This is a genomic window from Chitinophaga pendula, assembly GCF_020386615.1.
Lineage (GTDB): Bacteria > Bacteroidota > Bacteroidia > Chitinophagales > Chitinophagaceae > Chitinophaga > Chitinophaga pendula.
On sequence record NZ_CP077769.1, the window covers coordinates 6398315 to 6417612 of the forward strand.

The window sequence follows — 19298 nt, forward strand, 5'->3', positions numbered from 1 at the left end:
CTTTTATCGCCTGCTACCTGGCTCCGTACTTTATTGGATATAGTAAGCTCATCTCCCCTCCTTTCGCTGATATCAACAGAACCTCCTACACCTCCAAATACCAATAAATAATCCATTCTCAGCCTTCCTACTATGCCTGCTGGCCCTGGCGGAATACCTTCATCCTGCCCTACCCCTTGTGTTTATAGAAATTTGATATTCTCCGCTCTTTGTAAATGCCTGCTCCTTAACTGCTTTTGGATATCTCCGTACATACCTCGGCAAAAAACATCCACACAATTCTCAGGCGATAGTAGTCGCCTCCCAGTTTGTTTCCCGAAACACATATCCGGGGATGTATCAAGCGAATAAACTTTCAGCATAATCTCAGCCCTTGGCAAACCAAGGGAGAATTCCGTCAAACCCTTCCACTGAATACAACTTAGTTAAAACGACCTCCGTTCAATTCTCAGGGCTTAAATAACGCGCTGAGATTATCCCTGGTAATAAATATAAAAACAGTTGCAGGTGAGTTTTAAAATATTCAATGCTCAGCGCTCTTCTTATCCGGCGAGGATCAAGCGTAAATACAGTTTTCGCGCTGTGTATAGAAACAAAAAAAATTTTTATTTCTAAGCGCCTCTATCACCTCAGGAGGTTCGCATGCGATATCATTTTATGGACATACCCAAAGAACAAATAAAATAAGCCATTCTCAAAGCCCTGTATGTGCTATTAAAATAGTACCAACAATAAACTCCCGGGGTGACCAGGAGAAAATAAGCAGAATTGAAATCTCAAGCCTTTGTAAAAAGGCTCAAAAACGCGCGAAAAACATTTTCCTGGCATAGGGGAAGGAGCATAGGAATATATTCGATTCTGAGCGCTTAAAAAGCCCGCTGACAATCGCTTATTATTATCCTCGTTGGTAGATAGTAGGAAAAAGTAGAAATTTTAAAATCTCAGCGCTTTAAGAAGACGCTGAGATTGCTACAATGTAAAATTAGTGATACAAACAGCCACCGGAAATAAATATTCAATTCTCAGCGCCCTTATTAGCCAGCGAGAATGAGCAAAAAGATTTTAGCAGATCCCATACTTCAGAAGGAAAGTTTTTACGCCATTCACATATCATTGCTTCAGCACGCTAAAAAAATTTGAAGCAACATTTTCAGATCGCTTTACAGATCATATTTGTAATACTAGGGTAAAGCAAAAAAAAATTTTAAAATCTCAGCGTTTTAACGAGCAGCTGAGATTTCCATAGATAGGCTTGATCCGCCTCGCAGCAAGTAATCGGGAAAATATTCAATTCTCAGCGCCTGAACAAGCCAATGAGAATTGACCCATATTGTGTTGTCCGTGGTTACTATCAACACGAAATCAAAATAAGCAATCCTCAGCGTGTTAATAATGCCGCGAGAATTAGCCAAAAATCAGATATCCTATACCTTCATCAGCAATTAACCAAATATTGAAATCTCAGCGCCTTCTAAAAGTGCTGAGAATTAAATATTCATGGCGTAATCAGACTAACCCACTGATTTTATAAAAATATCGCACTCTCATCGCCTTGTTAAAGCGCTGAGAATTTATTTTTTGAAGTAATGAAAGGAATAGATGGGTTAACAAAACTGTAAAAGCGCTCATAGCATACAGCCTAACCAAAGATAAAGTCCGCTTCCAGTAGGGAATAGCGCAAAATATATCGTAACTTCATTCGCTAAATCTGTCTCGTAATGTACCAGAATTGAATAGTCCTGGTAATACCGTTGCCGAAAAAAACTATTTCACTCTCAGCTCGCTGGTCAGGCGCTGAGAATTGAATAAATAAAAAACCCTCCAGGTATTGGCAGAAATACTGCACTCCTGGAGGGTTTGATGCCTTTATTGGTCGATACTAACTATATTAATACTTTACAACTAATTGAAAATCAATTAGTTAATTACAATCCCGCTTGGGCGCTTATTTCTAACATGCGCTCAATAGGTTTCCTGGCTGCTATACGCAAAGTCTCATCCATCGTAATCTCAGGTTCTTCGTACTCCATACAGAGATATAGTTTCTCCAGCGTGTTCAATTTCATGTGCGGACAATCATTGCAAGCACAGGCATTGTTAGGTGGAGCTGGAATGTAAGTCTTGTCTGGATTCTCTTTCTGCATCTGGTGCAGAATTCCCGTTTCGGTCACAACGATATATTCCTTCGCACTATCCCTTTGCGTAAATTTCAGCAAACCCGTCGTGGAACCGATGTAGTCAGCAACATCCAAAACCGCCTGCTCACATTCCGGATGTGCAATCACCTTCGCATAAGGATGTCTCACTTTCAATTTCAGAATCTTCTCAAGAGAGAATATCTCATGTACCATGCAGGCACCGTTCCACAACTTCATTTCCCGGCCCGTCTTTTTCATCAGGTATGCACCCAGGTTTCTGTCAGGTGCAAAAATGATAGGCTGGTCTTTCGGAACACTTTCAATTATTTTTTCTGCATTCGAAGAAGTACAAATAATATCACTGAGTGCCTTGATACCGGCAGAACAGTTGATGTAAGAAATCACCAGGTGATCAGGATACTTTTCCTTAAACTTCCGGAATAATTCAGGTGGAGCACTGTCTGCCAGTGAACAGCCAGCTTTCAGATCGGGTAACAACACTTTTTTCTGAGGACTGAGGATCTTAGCCGTCTCCGCCATAAAGTGTACGCCGGCAAAAACTATAATATCCGCATCAGTTTTGGCGGCTTGCTGACTAAGTCCAAGACTGTCTCCAATGTAATCCGCTACATCCTGAATATCCGGTTCCTGATAATAGTGCGCCAGGACGATAGCATTCTTCTCTTTTTTCAGCCTTTCAATTTCAGCGAAGAGGTCCAGGTTGACGTCAATAGGTATATCCAAAAAACCATTACGCTGCAAATTTTTTTTTGCGTTGGTCAGCTCCCTAATCATAATTATATATCTATTTATTTATTTAAAAAGAAAAACCCACTACTATTAGGGCCGTGAATATGTGGAAATTAAATTTTTAGCCCGTGTACAAATGTAGTTGTTATTCTTCTGAGCTAGGCTATCCACAGGAAATTAACACGCTAAAATCCCGCCAATATTGACTTTCTATATAGTATTCCACATAGGTGGATATCGGGGAACGTGAAAATCTTTTAGTCAGGAGCTATATTAAAAAAGTGTTAACAGTTGGGCGGAACTATTCACAGCAAATCCGGTTTTTGAGCGGAAATGATTTCTGTGGGAATAACAAAATTAGTTTTCCCTCTTCATGAGGGTAGGTTTTCCCACCTGTTTTCTGATTTATCTAGGGCTTTTACACAGCCAATGTGGAAAAAATTGCTTCAAAACACCACCGACGTTTTAAAGAGCTGTAATAGCCTGTAAATAGTTTTTATACACATTTGGGGTGTGAATGAAGAAATTAACATTTTTCAGTTTTGTGAATAAGCACCCAGGTACCTACACCGTCGAAAAATGCCCAAATATTTGCTCCTTATAGCAAAAAGGTACATTGAAATTAGTAAATTTACCTATCAACCAACAGAGCAGCTTTGTGGATAACCTGTGAAATATGACCTGACGGAAAGCAGGTTCTACTTCTTGAAATCCTTTACTGTATTGGATTTGATGCCAAAAAAACCTATTTTGCAGTTACAGTTATTTTATTCTATTTTTGCTTTCCTTAAAAATTTATACTATATAATATTATGTCAGTTATTCAAAAGATCAGGGACAAATATGCCGTAGTGATCGTTGTAGTGATTTGCCTGGCTATTGTTAGTTTCCTTCTTCAAGATGCCTTTTTTGGTAGGAACTCTATAGGCAGTCGCTCCACTTCAGTGGGAAAAGTAAACGGTGAAGCACTGGATTTCGCTGAATATCAACAGCGTATTCAAAATGCGGAGAACGGCGCCCGGTCACAAATGCCGAACGGAAATATCGATGAACAAACACGTCAATATATCCGCGAGCAGGTTTGGAACCAGTTCCTGACCGAACAGATCATGGTAGACGAATATGCTAAACTGGGTCTGCAAGTAACTGAAGCAGAAGTAGTAGACCAATTCAACGGCAAAAATCCCAATCCGATCGTTGTACAACAATTTACCAATCCCGAAACCGGTCAATTTGACAGAGCACTGATGCAACAGGCCCTGCAGAACGTAGGCCAGGATCAATCCGGTAGAATGCGTGACGCACTACAACAACTCGAAGAAGCAATCGCCAAACAACAACAACAACAGAAATATATTACCCTCGTAAGACAAGGCGTATATTATCCTAAGTGGTTAGCAGAACAACAACAGAAAGATAACAGCCAAACAGCTGCTATATCTTATGTAAGCGTTCCCTATGCAACGATCGCTGATTCAACAATCAAAGTGACCGATAATGAATTGAACAAATTCATCCAGGACCATAAACCGCTCTTCAAAACAGAAGAAGCGCGTAAAATAGAATATGTTGCTTTCGATGCACTGCCTTCCGCAACAGATTCTGCAATGGCACTCAAACAACTGAATGAACTGAAGGCTGAAATGGATACCACAAAAGATATCCAGTCATTCCTGAACCTCAATTCAGAAATCAAATATTTTGACGGATATGTGTCAAAGTCCGCACTGATGGTACCTCAGAAAGATACGATCGCTGCACTGGCTATAGGACAAACATTCGGACCTTACGCTGATAATAATCTTATCGTATATGCGAAAATGTTAGATCGTAAGACATTACCCGATAGCGTTAAAGTACGCCACATATTAGTAGCTACTAAACCAGGATTAACCGACTCCATCGCCAAGATCCGCATCGACAGCATCGATGTTGCCATCAAAGGTGGTGCTGACTTCAAAACAATGGTGGAAAAATTCTCTGACGATCCTGGTAGCAAAACCAATGGAGGAGAATACGATGTAACACCTAGTTCTTCCTTCGTTCCAGAATTCAAAAACTTCGCACTCGAAGGAACAAAAGGTCAACGTAAAGTAGTGAAAACACAATTCGGCTACCACCTGATTGAAATACTGGATCAGAAAAACTTTGGCCCCGCTATCCGGGTAGCTTACCTGGGTCGCCCAGTAGACGCAAGCAAAGAAACTGACAGTAAGGCATATGCTGCCGCCAGCGAATTCGCTGCCGCCGTAAAAGATCAGGGTTCCTTCGATAAAAAAGTACAGGAAAAAGGATATGCTAAACGCCTGGCAGATAACATCCGCCCCATGGACTTCGTAATACCTGGTGTAGGCCAGGCACGCGACCTCGTTCGTTGGGCATATGAAGGTAAAAAAGGCGCCGTAAGTAAAGTATTCTCTTTCGATGACAAACACGTAGTAGCCGTAATCAGCGGTAGCCGTGAAGAAGGTACTGCGCCACTGGACGAAGTTCGCCCACAGGTAGAAGCAGAAGTAAGAAAGCTTAAAAAAGCGGAAAAGATCATCGCACAACTGAAAGAGCCCGCCAGCCTGGATGCTGCTGCTAAATCCAGTAACCAACCCATCCTCAAAGCAGAAGGCGTAAACTTCGCATCTCCTTTCATCCCCGCTATGGGCTTTGAACCTCGCGTAACAGGCGCCGCTTTCAGCAAGAAATGGGGTGTAGGAAAAACTTCCGCTCCGATCGAAGGCAATGCCGGCGTATACGTGATCAAAGTAGACGCTTACCAACCTACACAAGCACAACAAGACGTTGCTACCCTGCGCGCAGCTTATGAGCAAGGTATCAAGTCCCTGTTAGATCAACAACTGTTCGAAGTGCTGAAGAAACTGAGCAAAGTACAAGACAACCGCGCCAAGTTCTTCTAATAAATAATTGACAAAGAAAAAAGGCTATCCGATGCCGGATAGCCTTTTTTCTTTTTAGGGGCCTACACCACCCTAAAGCCGGTATTCCATGAAGGCCGGATTTCGTAAATTTGTTATAATGTGTAAATGACAAAGATGCTGTGAAGAATATACATATATACTAAACATTGAAAATCATGGAAGAGATCATAAATAAAGTGGCACAGAGTGCATTACAAACCCTGGACCTCGAAGATCATTACCCCGAAGGCACATTCGTCACATTCGATCTGAAACCATTCCTTTTTATGGAATTGATCCTGAAAGAAAAGGATTTCAGAGCAGCCATGCAGACACATGATTGGGAACAATATAGCGGCAAAAACGTTTCTATTATTTGTACAGCTGACGCTGTTATCCCGTTATGGGCCTATATGCTCGTGATGACTTATCTGGAGCCAATAGCCAAATCAGCTATGGCAGCAGATGAACATACACATCATAATACCTTGTTCTTGGAGAAGTTAAGAAGCATCAACACGGAGGAATATAAAGATAAACGCGTAGTGATCAAAGGTTGTGGAGATAAAGGAGTAGATCAGCTGGCTTATGCAGAGATCACCCGCCTGCTACGCCCCGTTGTGAAAAGCATAATGTATGGAGAGCCCTGCTCTACCGTACCTATCTACAAGAAAAAGTAAATGTACCTGCCATTTTACCGACCTATATGTAGGCTCATTCGGAAACAGGAAGCTATTAATGCTAATAGGTATGCTCCGTATCAAGGAAAAACCGGGAAGTGTCTTCACTGGCGTAGCTCTTATTGCCTGGTTGTTACAGAGTTGTAACGGAGGTAGTACTCATTCTCACAACAAAAAGATCGAGCAACCCGACAGTATATTGACCCATCGCCAAAAGATGGATACGATAAAACTATGGACAGAACTAAGATTGATCAAGTGGAAAAGCTGGATAGATAGTAACACGCGTTTTATATTCAGTACCGACAGCATGTACTACACCGGTACAGCACAACTGAGATTCCCCACGACCCATACCATAATGTCCGATAAACAGTTCAATGAATTTGACTCCTTTTTTATTTATAGCCCCGACAGTAGCTATGTACTGGATATGATCAGTTATAGAAAAAGTACCGGAAATGATACAGATGGAAAAGAACAAAGGGCTGGAAAAGGCACAGAAGTGGCTTTGGTAAACGTACAAACAAAGGAACGCCAGCTTATACTTTCAACAAGTCCCGCTACAATCATTAAACAGGAAGTATGGATAGACGACAGTACCCTTTTTATCGGCGGCGGAACCTACGATCACCAACGGAAATTGATGCCGGATCTATGGCGATATAATGTAAAACAACAAACACTGTCACACTGGACATATCATTAGAACCACCCTCTTTTCTTAAACACAATGATCATCAGTATAAACAAGACCACCATTACCCCCAGTGTGATAAAATAACCATGGGGGCTATGCAGCTCCGGCATATTATCAAAGTTCATCCCATATATACCCGCAATAACTGTCAAAGGCGCCATTAATGTCGTTACCACCGCCAGCACCTTCATCACCTCGTTCATCTTGACATTCAGTTGCGTATGATATAACTCCTGAAGGTTGAGCATCATATCTCGATAACTCTCTATCAGTTCACTGGCTTGGACAATGTGATCATATACATCCTTAAAATACTTGGTTGTACGCTCATCGAGTAACGAACTCTCCGTTTTAAGAAACCCATTGACCAAGTCCCTCACTGGAAGTACCCCCCTTTTGAAAAAAGCCAGCTCTCTCCTGAGAAAATTGATCCGCGCCAGCGCCCGTGTATTAGGCTGATGCTGAATAACGTCTTCCATCAATTCAATTCGCTCGCCTAACCGCTCCATAACAGTGAAGTAATTATCGACAATAATATCTATCAGCGAATAACAGAGATAGTCCGCACCGGCCATCCGCAACCGGGAACCAGCTATGCGCAGACGTTCCCGTACAGGATCGAATACATCGCGCCGGGGATCTTCCTGGAAAGAAATCACAAAGTTTTTACCCAGTACAATACCTACCTGCTCTTGCTCAATAGTAGAACTTTCTTTATTGAAATATATCATTGGTAGCAGACAAAACAACCGGTCGCCAATCTCATCCATTTTAGCCCGCTGACCAATACTTAGTATATCCTCCTCTATCAGGTAATGAATACCATAACGGATACAAATAGCATGCACCGCTTCCTTACGGATACCATCGATGTTGATCCAGCTCACTTGGGGAGTATCCAGGTACTTAAAAACATCTTCTACCTCAGTTACCTTGATCTCTTCAAAGGTCTTACCGTCATAGTCAAATACAGTAATGGTAATGCATTCGGCATCCTTACGCGAAATATTACTGGTGACAGGATTGAAACTCATCAACCGCTGCTTTTTTACCTTAAAAGGATTCAAAACATCCAGTACTTCAGGGATGGGTAAAATGTTTCTTTTAGACATGGAAGCACAACTATTTAAGCACTGCAATCAATAAACACCACAATATACATAACCGGCCTGTTATAGGCGTTTATCCGGCAAAATTGTGCCAGATGATACCTTGCCCCGGAAAACCGGGAAAACCTGCCGCAAAACAGGCGCAGATAAGCGTAAAAATTAATTAAAGTATCCTTAACCCAGCGATAACATAGGCCGGGTATCTTCATTACCTGTAAAAACCTACACATGTTAACTGTAAGGAAGCAAATTTGTTTACTCAGCCTGATGGCTGCATGCGGACTATTATCCTGTAAGAACAATGATCACCGGGATACAAACCCCGAAACAGGAATTGCATTCAAAGATCAATCGAAAACCCCGGCGTTGATCAAAAAACTAACAGGATTTGAAGGAACGGAAGTATACGCTTTGATTGGCAGCGATGATACACTGTCCGAAAGTAAAGACTTTATTTTCGGTGGCTCCGCAGATGGAGCCGGGCTGGTAAAACAAGGCGACAAGTATATCATGCTGGTCAACCATGAAGATAACTTTGCTGTGTCCCGTATCACACTGGACAAGACTTTCAAACCAGTGAAAGGCGAATATATCATGAACACCAATGGTGGCCAATGGCGCCTATGCTCGGCTACCATGGCAATGCCGGAAGAACATGGCTTTGGCCCGCTGTACCTTACCTGCGGCGAAAGCAATGAAGAAGCCAACGTACATGGCCTGGACCCTTTTGCTACCTATAATGATGTAAGCAGCAGCCATGTACTGAAAGGCCTAGGCTTCCGTAGTGCCGAAAACGCCGTGCCATTACCACAGAAAACCTATACAGGCAAGAGCATAATACTGATTGGAGAAGATGATGACGCCGCATCCGGTGGACAACTGTTTATGTATATAAGCGATAAAGTCGGCGACCTCCAGAATGGAAAACAGTATATGCTGCGTCGCACCGACCTGAATCAGAGAGAGACCGATATCAGAACAGGCAATACCTACGACGTAGAGTTTGTTAACTATAGCAGTGACCTTACAGGCGCCCAGGTAAGTGCACAGGTAGATCAGCTGAAAGCAATAAAATTCGGCCGGGTAGAAGATGTGGATTATCGCAAAGGAACAGATAAAGCCGCCGGTCGTGAGATCTATTTTACCGCAACAGGACAGGATAAATCCGGTTACAATGCAGATGGCTCCCGAACAATGTATGGTCGTGTATACCGGCTCATACTCGACGAAACCAACCCTTTAAAAGGTAAACTGGAAGTAATATTGGATGGAGATGACGACAATGGGCCGGCAAAAGAATTTCAGGACCCGGATAATATCTGCGTAACAAAGAACTATGTGTATATCCAGGAAGATTCCAATGGATATGGCACAGAAGACCATGACGCTTACATCTACCAGTATAATATCGCCACAAAAGAATTAAAGAAAGTATTTGAACTGGACCATCGTAGAAATGTACCTGGAGACGCACAGAAATTTGGTAGCGCTAACTCAAAAAAAGGAAGCTGGGAATACGGTGCACTGGTAGATATCTCTGATATCATAGGCGTGGAAAACACCTTCACATTAAGTGTGCAACCACATAGCTGGACAACTGCAGCCACAGGCAATCAACGTTATACCAATGCAGATGGTGGAGCAAGATCAAAGGGCGACGACCAGGCAAGTCAGATCGTATTGATAAAAGGATTGCCCAGATAAGCATTTTTTTAACTGAAAGAGCTGTTACCTGCATGTACAAGAGTATTACTATCATAGCGATTACGTTACTGGCCATATTTTCTTACACATTACTGGATGAAGATGGTGGAAGAAAAGAAGCCGTATCAAATACTAAACAATGGTATCAACATGAGGTAACAGCATTGCAAAGCAGTGTCGATAATTTATGTAAAGCACTGGCTACTCACCAGTCACTATCTCAAATACAGACTGCTTTCAAAGAGGCCCGCCTGCAATATAAAGCGTTGGAAGTGGTGACCGCCCATTTTAACCCGTATACGGAAAAGTTCATCAATGGACCCAATATACCTGAAGTAGAAGCAGATGAGAAAGAGGTAGTGATCGATGCACAGGGATTCCAGGTACTGGAAGAATTGATATTCCCGGCATTGGAAACGGAAGACGAACCGCAGGCGCTGGAACAGGCAAAACAACTCAGAGCCAATCTGAACAGGTTGCAGATGACCGCAGAAATATTACAGGCAACGGATGCCCAGCTGTTCGATGCCATGCGACTGGAACTATTGCGTATTACCTCGCTGGGTATCAGTGGATTCGATTCGCCGATCGCGCAACATAGTATTCCGGAAGCTGCGGCAGCGTTAAAAGGGATCACTACCATCTGGCATTTTTACGTACCAAGTCTGCAACTGATCAATCCTTCCCTGACCAATTATACCAGCACACTCCTGGAAGATGCACAGCAACTCCTCCGGAAGGAAAAAGATTTCAACTCCTTTGACCGACTTGATTTTACTACCCGGTATTTGAATCGCCTCAGCGTCAATTTAAAACTGGCAAGAGAGGCTTTGAAGATACCATACGATAATCTCCCCTATTTCCTGGACCCTGCCGCCTCCAACGCATTTGCGAAGGATGCCTATAATCCGGCTTTTTTTGCACCGGATCAGACCCTGCAAGCAACACCCGCACAGGTTGCTCTCGGAAAACAATTGTTTCAGGATCCTATTCTTTCGCAAGACAAAGATCGATCCTGCGCCACCTGTCACCAACCCTCGAAGGCATTTACAGATGGACAAACGTTACCGTTGGCACTACATGGAGAAAAGGCGCAGATGAGGAACACGCCGACCATACTGAATGCCGCATTGCAGCCATTTCTCTTTTACGATCAGCGAGTAGCTTATCTGGAAGACCAGGTACATGCGGTTGTCCATAACAAAGCAGAAATGAATGGTTCGCTTGAAAAGGCAGTGACCGTTATACAACAAAGACCTGATTACCCAGAATTGTTTAATAAAGCCTTTAATATTGAAGCGGCAAAAATATCACCACGGGAAGTGCAAAGTGCTATCGCGGCTTATGTACGTTCGCAAGTGAAATTAAATAGTCCTTTTGATGCTTATATGCGCGGAGATACCGCTGCTATAGATAACGCCGCACGCAGAGGATATAACCTGTTTATGGGGAAAGCAAAATGTGGCACCTGCCATTTTACACCTTTGTTCAGCGGAGTAACCCCGCCATTTTTCAGAAAAGCAGATGCAGAGATCATCGGAGTGCCGACAGCACCCCATACAACACAGATAGATCCCGATCAGGGGAAGTTTAACCTGTACGATATCCCACAACAACGGTTTGCCTTTAAAACTCCAACACTTAGAAACATAGCCGTTACAGCACCCTACATGCATAATGGTGCCTTCAGCTCCCTCGAAGAAGTAATGGAGTTCTACAATAACGGCGGCGGCGCCGGAATGGGAATAGCAATCGAAGGACAGACATTGCAGAAAGACGCTTTACACCTCTCCCAACAAGAACAACAGGATGTCATCTCCTTTATGAGAACCCTCACAGACACCACTCAAATCACACATTAAGAAACATCCTTTACGAACGAATCACGTTTTTTTATGGGGCAAAAACTGCCGTGAAGGACTCAACGGCAGCTGTGGTTTCGGTTAATATGAATGTAGGATATGGAGACAGGACAAATACCGGCAGCCATGATAAATGACAATTGCTACTGGTGTTGATAGGGGGAAACGAACGGAAGGATGAGGCGGCAAATAAAAGCGTTGAAAACCGAAAAAACAAGTCCCGTAACAAAAAAATTATTTGCACGAAAAACGATCCCATCCTTAGATAGCAATTCTATCGTTTTTCTACTAAACATCTTATACCATTCCTACCCGTATTGAGTAAGAAAATTCCCATTTCACTTGCGATAAATTACCCCTAAGCGCCTGTTTACAAGGAGATTAACGACTTTCATATCGAAGGACCTGTTTTTGCTTGTTTCTTTAGAGCAAAGATGCACAACCTAAAAATAAGGTTATGGAAGAGGCAAGGCAAAACGTAAATAGTAATCGTATTGATAGTTATCTCACATCCGGAGTGCACAACAGCTACTGGCTGGAAACGCTGCCGACATTAGAGTATGCACCGTTGCAAACTCATGAGGAAACAGATGTAGTGATTGTAGGCGGTGGTATAGCTGGGATCACGATCGCTTACCGGTTATCGCAGCTGGGATATAAAGTTGTAGTGGTGGAAGACGGCAGTATCGGCAGTGGAGAAACAGGACGTACCACTGCACACCTGGTAGCAGCCCTGGATGACAGGTATATGGAATTAGCAAGGATATTCGGTAAGGATACAACTAGAGAAATCGTCGCCAGTCATAACGCAGCGATAGATTTTATTGAGGCGACAATCCGGGAACTGTTATTGGATTGTGAGTTCAAACGCGTACCTGGATACTTGTTCCAATACGAGATAGAACAGACAGACATTATTCAACAGGAGTTTATCGCGGCAAAGGATGCGGGACTTACGGTATCATTGTGCGATACTGTTCCTGGACTAAAAATGCCTACCGGACCAGGTATCCTATTTGAAGAACAAGCCAGGTTTCATCCAATGAAGTATCTGCATGGACTTTGTGCTGCAGTGATCAATATGGGCGGCCGGATTTATACAGGCACACACGCCGCGGAGATAGACAGTAACGGGATCATAACAGCAGAAGGGCATGCAGTGAAAGCCAAACACGTAGTGATAGCGACTAACACCCCCGTAAATAACAAATACACGATCCACTTGAAGCAGTTTGCCTATCGCACCTACGTAATAGCTAGCCCGGTGCCGAAAGGAAGTGTACCGGATGCGCTATGGTGGGATACTGGTGATAAAAAAGCCAACAGCGACATTCCCCCGTATCATTATGTCCGGCTACAACCTTACAATGAACAGTATGACCTGTTGATCTGCGGCGGGGAAGATCATGCCACAGGATTAGCGTTTGCACAACAGGTGGCAGAGGAAGACAGGTATGCATTATTGGAGAGATGGATGAGAGCACGTTTCAATACTGGAGAAATCGTTTTTAAATGGTCGGGACAAGTAATGGAACCCATGGATTCACTGGCATACATCGGCCGTAATCCCGGAGACAAAGAGAATGTATATATCGTCACCGGCGATTCCGGCAACGGCATGACACATGCTACCATAGCAGGACTGATGATACCGGAAATGATTATGGGAAACAAACCTCGCTGGGAATCGATATACGATCCGGCAAGAGCCAAGATCTTTAAATCCGGCAAGACCTGGCTTAAAGAATTCGCGGGTGGTTTTTTTGAGTATTTGCGCGAATATCCCAGGGATGCAGAGAAAATATCGCTTTCGTCCATACCCGTCGGAGAAGGTCGTATCGTCGCACTGAATGGCAAAAAGTACGGTATATATAAAGACGAACATCATATGCTACATGTAGTAGAAGCAAGTTGTACGCATTTGCAATGCATTGTGAAATGGAATAATGATGAAAAAAGCTGGGATTGCCCCTGTCACGGGAGCCGTTTTACCTACGAAGGAAAAGTGATTAATGGACCGGCGAATCAGGCATTGCAATACTTCAGGGAGCCCGAGCCGGCGATTAAATGATGGTAGTAAACAGTATTAATCAACATAAAAAAATACGTGTTATGGAAAAGCAATTGAGTAACAAGAAAGTGGCAATACTGGTCGCTAATGGTTTTGAAGAATCAGAATTTACACAACCGCTGGAAGCATTAAAAAATGCGGGGGCACAGGTAGAAGTGGTATCGTTAAAAAGCGGAAAAGTAAAGGCATGGGCAGAAAAGGATTGGGGTGGAGAATATGAAGTAGATGTAACAATAGACCAGGCAAATGCAAAGGATTATGACGCCTTAGTATTGCCAGGGGGTGTAATGAATCCGGATTTCCTTCGCGTAAATGCAGATGCAGTAAGTTTTGTAGGGGGCTTTTTTGACGACAGCAAACCCATAGCGGCTATCTGTCACGGCCCTTGGACCTTGATAGAAACAGGAGAATTGAAAGGAAAAAGAATGACCTCCTACCCTTCTATCAAAACAGACCTGATCAATGCCGGGGTGGATTGGGTAGATGAAGAAGTCGTGGTAGACAACGGACTGGTTACCAGCCGCAATCCCAATGACTTACCTGCATTCTGTAAGAAAATGGTGGAAGAGATCGCGGAGGGCATACATGCCTAAAAAAAGAGTAGGAAAAAAATAGCTGGCGAGCAAAACAGCTACATAAATATTTTCTCTAGTCAACAACGGTTCATGGTGTATACAACATCATGGACCGTTTTTAGTTTTTAGGCTTTTTATAACGTATTTCTACTGGTGCGACACCTGTACTTATCATCCCCAGCTGCCTGGCTGCCTTTTTAGAAAGATCAATAATACGCCCGTCTACAAATGGCCCCCTATCGTTGATGCGCACTTTGATGGACCTGCCATTGGCCAGGTTAGTCACTTTTACTTTAGTACCGAAAGGTAAGGTACGGTGTGCCGCCGTCTTCCTTCCTTGCCGGAATATTTCCCCATTAGCGGTACGTCTACCCTGGAACTTATCGGCATAAAAAGAGGCTTTACCAGTTTGGGTAACCTTTCTGGCACAGGATGTGGTGCATAGCAACGTGATGATAGTCAGGAGAAATAAATAAAATGCCTTCATACAGGATAGAGAATTTAGGATAAAAATAAGGCATAATTCTTCAATCGGATAGCTATTGGAGAGATATGAACAAATAGCTGTTATCTACGTTAGATATTCATTCGCCAACAGATCATATTCCGGAAAAAATAAACCTCAATATATGGCAACAGTAGCAGAGCAATTAGTAGAAATGCTGGTAGCAGCAGGGATCAAAAGAATCTATGCTGTGACTGGAGATAGTTTAAATCATGTGAACGATGCCGTTCGCAGAGACGGACGGATCAAATGGATACATGTAAGGCATGAGGAAGTCGGGGCCTATGCTGCCGGTGCGGAAGCAGAATTAAATGGATTGGCTTGTTGTGCCGGCAGTAGCGGGCCGGGACACGTACACCTGATCAATGGCTTATACGATGCACACAGGGCAGGGGCTTCCGTACTGGCGATTGCGTCTACCTGTGCCACCAAAGAATTTGGTATGGGTTATTTCCAGGAAACCAACACCATAAAGCTGTTTGATGACTGTAGTTGTTATAATCAGATCGCTACGACAGCAGAACAACTACCCAGGATGTTACAGGCAGCCTTACAACATGCGGTTCACCAGCGGGGTGTGGCGGTGCTGGGATTACCGGGCGATGTGGCTGCTTCCGAGGCTGCAGAGGCTGAAACAGCCACTCTCCTGTACAGACCTCAGCCAGTCATCCGCCCGTCTGACGAAGAGTTGCAGCAGCTGGCTAGCTTGTTAAAGGAAGGCCGGAAAGTGGCCATATTCTGCGGCATAGGAGCCAGTGATGCACATGATGAAGTAGTACGCCTGGCCGCCTTGCTGAAAGCGCCGGTAGCCTACTCTTTCCGTGGTAAAATGAGCATCCAGTACGACAATCCTTACGAAGTAGGAATGACCGGATTACTGGGCCTGGCATCTGCTTATAAGGCCATGCATGAAGCAGAGGTATTGCTGCTGTTGGGAACGGACTTCCCTTACACACCTTTCATGCCTGCCAAGGCAAAGATCATACAGGTAGAGATTAAACCGGAACGGTTGGGACGACGGGCTAAACTCGAGATGGGCCTCTGCGGGCAGGTAAAGGATACCTTACATGCCCTGCTTCCCTTACTGACAGAACAATCCTCCCGCGAATTCCTGGAGGAGATGCTGGAATTTTATAAGGAAGTTAAACAACGACTACAGGCATATGTGGAAGACAAAGGAAAGGAAAATGCGATCAGCCCGGAATATGTCGCTACGGTGATTAGCCAGCTGGCGGCCCGGGATGCCATCTTTACGGTCGATACGGGCATGACCAATGTATGGACGGCCCGTTACCTGGAAGCGACCGGCAAGCGGGTGTTATTAGGCTCTTTTAATCATGGTTCTATGGCGAATGCCATGCCGCAGGCGATAGGTGCCGCACTTGCCGCGCCAAGCCGGCAGGTCGTCGCGCTCTGTGGCGACGGAGGCATCAGCATGCTGCTGGGCGACCTGATGACCATCATCCAATATCAGCTACCTATCAAAGTGATCGTATTCAATAATCAGTCGCTGGGAATGGTAAAACTGGAAATGGAAGTAGCAGGACTACCCGACTGGCAGACAGACATGGTAAACCCCGACTTTGCAAAACTAGCCGCCGTCATGGGTTTTACTTCCTATGCCATTCATCAGCCGGAAGAAGTAGAACGTACGCTGGAAATGGCACTGAAGCAGGATGGCCCCGTGCTGGTAGAAGTAAGGACTAATCCTAATTCATTGGCAATGCCTCCTAAGGTAGAATTCAGCCAGATGAAAGGATTTGCGTTGTGGATGGGCAAACTGATACTAAGCGGACGATATGAAGAAGTGTTTGATGCCGTAAAGTCCAATTATAAACATATACGGGACGTATTATAAGCAGACGGGGGCTGTCTCAAAAATAATTTTTACCCGATTTTATTCGGGTACTTGGAGAGAAATTTCATATATACAATACTCAAGCCCTTCAGATTACTTTTGAGACAGCCCTGTCAATAACATGTACAAATACGTATTAGAACGGATACCCGATCGCAATATTAAGCACTAGATTCTCCTTCCTCCATTCAGGATCTCCGAAGCGGATATCTTTAAATACCCACCGCTCTTTTTCCGGCAGCCAGGGCTTACGCAGTGGGAATGCCAGGTCGAAACGGACTACCACAATGGATGCGTCGATACGTAAACCAGCTCCGGCACCTACTGCTATCTCACTGGTAAAACGGCTGGTTTTAAACTCAGAGCCGGGCTTACTATCCACCTCATTCCGCAGCCAGATATTACCTGCATCTACGAAAACAGCGGCATTCACCACGCTCGCGATATGCATCCTTAGTTCTGAGTTGAATTCCAGTTTAACATCACCGGCCTCATTGGCGAGGAACAGGTTAGTAGTATCATTATGATAAGATCCTGGTCCCAGGGTTCTTGCACGGAACGCGCGGATACTGCTGCTCCCACCGGTAAAATACTGTTTGATAAAAGGCAATGACTTGGAGTTCCCGTAAGGGATACCATAACCGGCAAAAAGGCGGTTCACCCAGGTCATTCCTTTACTCAGTTTCCAATAGTGTCTGCCTTCTGCTCCAAAGCGAACAAACTGGGCGAAAGGATTACCAAATATCTGGCGGGCGGTATCTCCTTTCTTCGGAACGATAAGACCAGCCAGGTTACCGGATACATCTACATTACCACTCAGGTAAAACCCATGTATCTTTTCAGCAGATTGATTATTGTAGGTGATCGTATAGTTACTTCCCAGGATGAACTGTTTGGAGATGGCATTACGTTGTGCCGGGTCTACCTTTAATATACTGTCGTAAGCTGCCGTTGTTTTGGTAGGAAGTACATAGGTGATGGCGATGGGGGCCAGGTTATGCTCCAGGAAGGCCGATTTTTTCCAGAGGTATTGCAGCTGTACGGTATAAGCGTTCAGGTTGTACAGGTTAGCCCGGCTGAACAGTTCATAGCTGCCACTGATACGCGTACGGGGTACATAAGGTGTGCGCAGGTTGACGTTCTGAAAGAACGGAATGAAAAACCTGGGCATGGTCACGGATAGCTCCCCTTTCAGGCTATAAGAATTGGTGCTAGCCTGTTGGCTGCGGCCACCTGTCTGCCACTCCATACCGCCGGAAAGTGCCAGTTCCAGTAAGTTAGCTGCGTGCAGCCAGTTACGGTTACGGGCCGTGACCCGGATCTCGGAGCCGACGAAGTTGTTGGATTTGGAGGTACCCCTTAGCTCCGCCTGTAGCGAGCGACGCGGATAGGGCGTCAGGTAGAAATTGGCATTCAATTTATTACTGTCGCGTACAGGCCGGAACTGGCCCCTTACAAACTTGAAAGTACCCAGATTCACCAACCTTTGCAGGGTGATATTATGCGCACTCAGTCGATAAAGACTATCAGGCTTCAGGAACACAGAGCGTTCGAACACCTCGGGTTTGAACTTTTTCTGCGGATCTACCAGGTTCAGTCCTTTATATACCACCGTGTCCCCCGTCGTAGCGCTGGAATCTGCTTCCAGCGAATAGCTGGGATACAGGGTAACATTTTTCATGGTGTATTTGCGCCGCGCGATACCTGGTGTCGTCTCTTTGACCTTCACGTACAGGTCCACAAAGCCCTGGTTGGTGCTGTCTACTTCTACTAGCAGGTAGTCCTGCGTGAAATAGTAATAGCCCAGTTCTTTCAGCCAGAGATGTATGCGCTGACGTTCTGCCTTGACACTGTCGAGGCTATACGGTTTTTTAACGATCAGGGAGGAGTTAACGGCAGTCTGTGCCACTGTTTTACCCAGTTCGCTGCTATCGGTTTCGTAGGTGACGCTTTTGATATAATAACGTTGATCCGGGGTAGCCGTATAGATACCAGCTGCTTTCTTTTCCCCGCTGTTCTTTATGGCAGAAGTTACGGTTCCCTTGAAGTACCCGTTGTCTACCAGGTATTGCTCCAGCACGTTGGCGGTATAATCGGGTTTTGCCTGACTCAGGAGTACAGGCGGCTCTCCCCACTTTTTACGCAGGAGGTAGTTAAGTCCCTTTTTACCTGGTTTGGGTTCTTTTCCCAGGTTATACAGCCAGAGTTTGATGGGCATGCCAAAAAAGCGGCGGTTAGGCGCAGGGCGTACCCTCTTGTCGAGGCCGGATTTAAGGGAAGAATAATCTTTCGGTTTTTTCCCTTCCCACTTGACGGTAGTACCTGTGTACAGGCGGTCTCCTTCGGGCACACTGCGGGTAGTACTGCACGCATGCAGGAAGAGAGCGGCACAGGCCGTCAGGAGGATAGTGGAGATATGTTTCGTTGTAGATCGCAT

Annotated in this window: 12 protein-coding genes; 8 read left to right on the plus strand and 4 right to left on the minus strand. The window is 44.6% G+C overall.

Annotation, left to right across the window (positions count from 1 at the left end; all coding sequences use genetic code 11):
* Nucleotides 1-1925: 1925 nt before the first annotated feature.
* The gene (nadA, locus tag KTO58_RS23965) at nt 1926-2933 is read right to left on the minus strand and encodes a quinolinate synthase NadA (protein ID WP_225859896.1); all 1008 of its coding nucleotides are present in this window, start codon (nt 2931-2933) and stop codon (nt 1926-1928) included.
* A gap of 767 nt (nt 2934-3700) precedes the next feature.
* On the opposite strand from nadA, the gene KTO58_RS23970 reads away from it, so the two are divergent.
* From KTO58_RS23970 to KTO58_RS23980, 3 genes are all read left to right on the plus strand, one after another.
* The gene (locus tag KTO58_RS23970) at nt 3701-5797 is read left to right on the plus strand and encodes a peptidylprolyl isomerase (protein WP_095836976.1); all 2097 of its coding nucleotides are present in this window, start codon (nt 3701-3703) and stop codon (nt 5795-5797) included.
* A 176-nt stretch (nt 5798-5973) separates the two neighbouring features.
* A complete protein-coding gene (locus KTO58_RS23975) occupies nt 5974-6477 on the plus strand; it encodes a DUF2480 family protein (protein ID WP_095836975.1) in 504 nt (167 codons plus the stop codon).
* 70 nt (nt 6478-6547) lie between these two features.
* A complete protein-coding gene (locus tag KTO58_RS23980; protein WP_095836974.1) occupies nt 6548-7186 on the plus strand; it encodes a hypothetical protein in 639 nt (212 codons plus the stop codon).
* Here KTO58_RS23980 and corA read toward each other — a convergent pair.
* On the minus strand, nt 7183-8289 hold the full coding sequence (gene corA, locus KTO58_RS23985) for a magnesium/cobalt transporter CorA (protein ID WP_095836973.1): 1107 nt from the start codon (nt 8287-8289) through the stop codon (nt 7183-7185). The two genes, KTO58_RS23980 and corA, sit on opposite strands and share 4 nt — an antisense overlap.
* Before the next feature lie 225 nt (nt 8290-8514).
* Here corA and KTO58_RS23990 point away from each other — a divergent pair, with 225 nt between their 5' ends.
* From KTO58_RS23990 to KTO58_RS24005, 4 genes are all read left to right on the plus strand, one after another.
* Complete coding sequence (locus KTO58_RS23990; protein ID WP_198315128.1) at nt 8515-9990, plus strand: hypothetical protein; 1476 nt, start codon at nt 8515-8517, stop codon at nt 9988-9990.
* 32 nt (nt 9991-10022) lie between these two features.
* Entirely contained in the window at nt 10023-11852 is a 1830-nt protein-coding gene (locus KTO58_RS23995) for a cytochrome c peroxidase (RefSeq protein WP_095836971.1), read from the plus strand.
* Between the two features lie 457 nt (nt 11853-12309).
* A complete protein-coding gene (locus KTO58_RS24000) occupies nt 12310-13923 on the plus strand; it encodes an FAD-dependent oxidoreductase (protein WP_095836970.1) in 1614 nt (537 codons plus the stop codon).
* Between the two features lie 41 nt (nt 13924-13964).
* Nucleotides 13965-14516 (plus strand): type 1 glutamine amidotransferase domain-containing protein, encoded by a 552-nt coding sequence (locus tag KTO58_RS24005; RefSeq protein WP_095841414.1) that lies wholly within the window; start codon nt 13965-13967, stop codon nt 14514-14516.
* 100 nt (nt 14517-14616) lie between these two features.
* Here the strand turns inward: KTO58_RS24005 and KTO58_RS24010 are convergent, their stop codons facing one another.
* Entirely contained in the window at nt 14617-14985 is a 369-nt protein-coding gene (locus KTO58_RS24010) for a septal ring lytic transglycosylase RlpA family protein (RefSeq protein WP_095836969.1), read from the minus strand.
* Between the two features lie 142 nt (nt 14986-15127).
* Between KTO58_RS24010 and KTO58_RS24015 the strand changes: the two genes are divergently transcribed.
* Entirely contained in the window at nt 15128-16861 is a 1734-nt protein-coding gene (locus KTO58_RS24015; protein WP_095836968.1) for a thiamine pyrophosphate-dependent enzyme, read from the plus strand.
* Between the two features lie 136 nt (nt 16862-16997).
* Here the strand turns inward: KTO58_RS24015 and tamL are convergent, their stop codons facing one another.
* Nucleotides 16998-19298 carry a translocation and assembly module lipoprotein TamL gene (gene tamL / locus KTO58_RS24020; protein ID WP_095836967.1) on the minus strand — a complete coding sequence of 767 codons (2301 nt, stop codon included), beginning with the start codon at nt 19296-19298 and terminating at the stop codon, nt 16998-17000.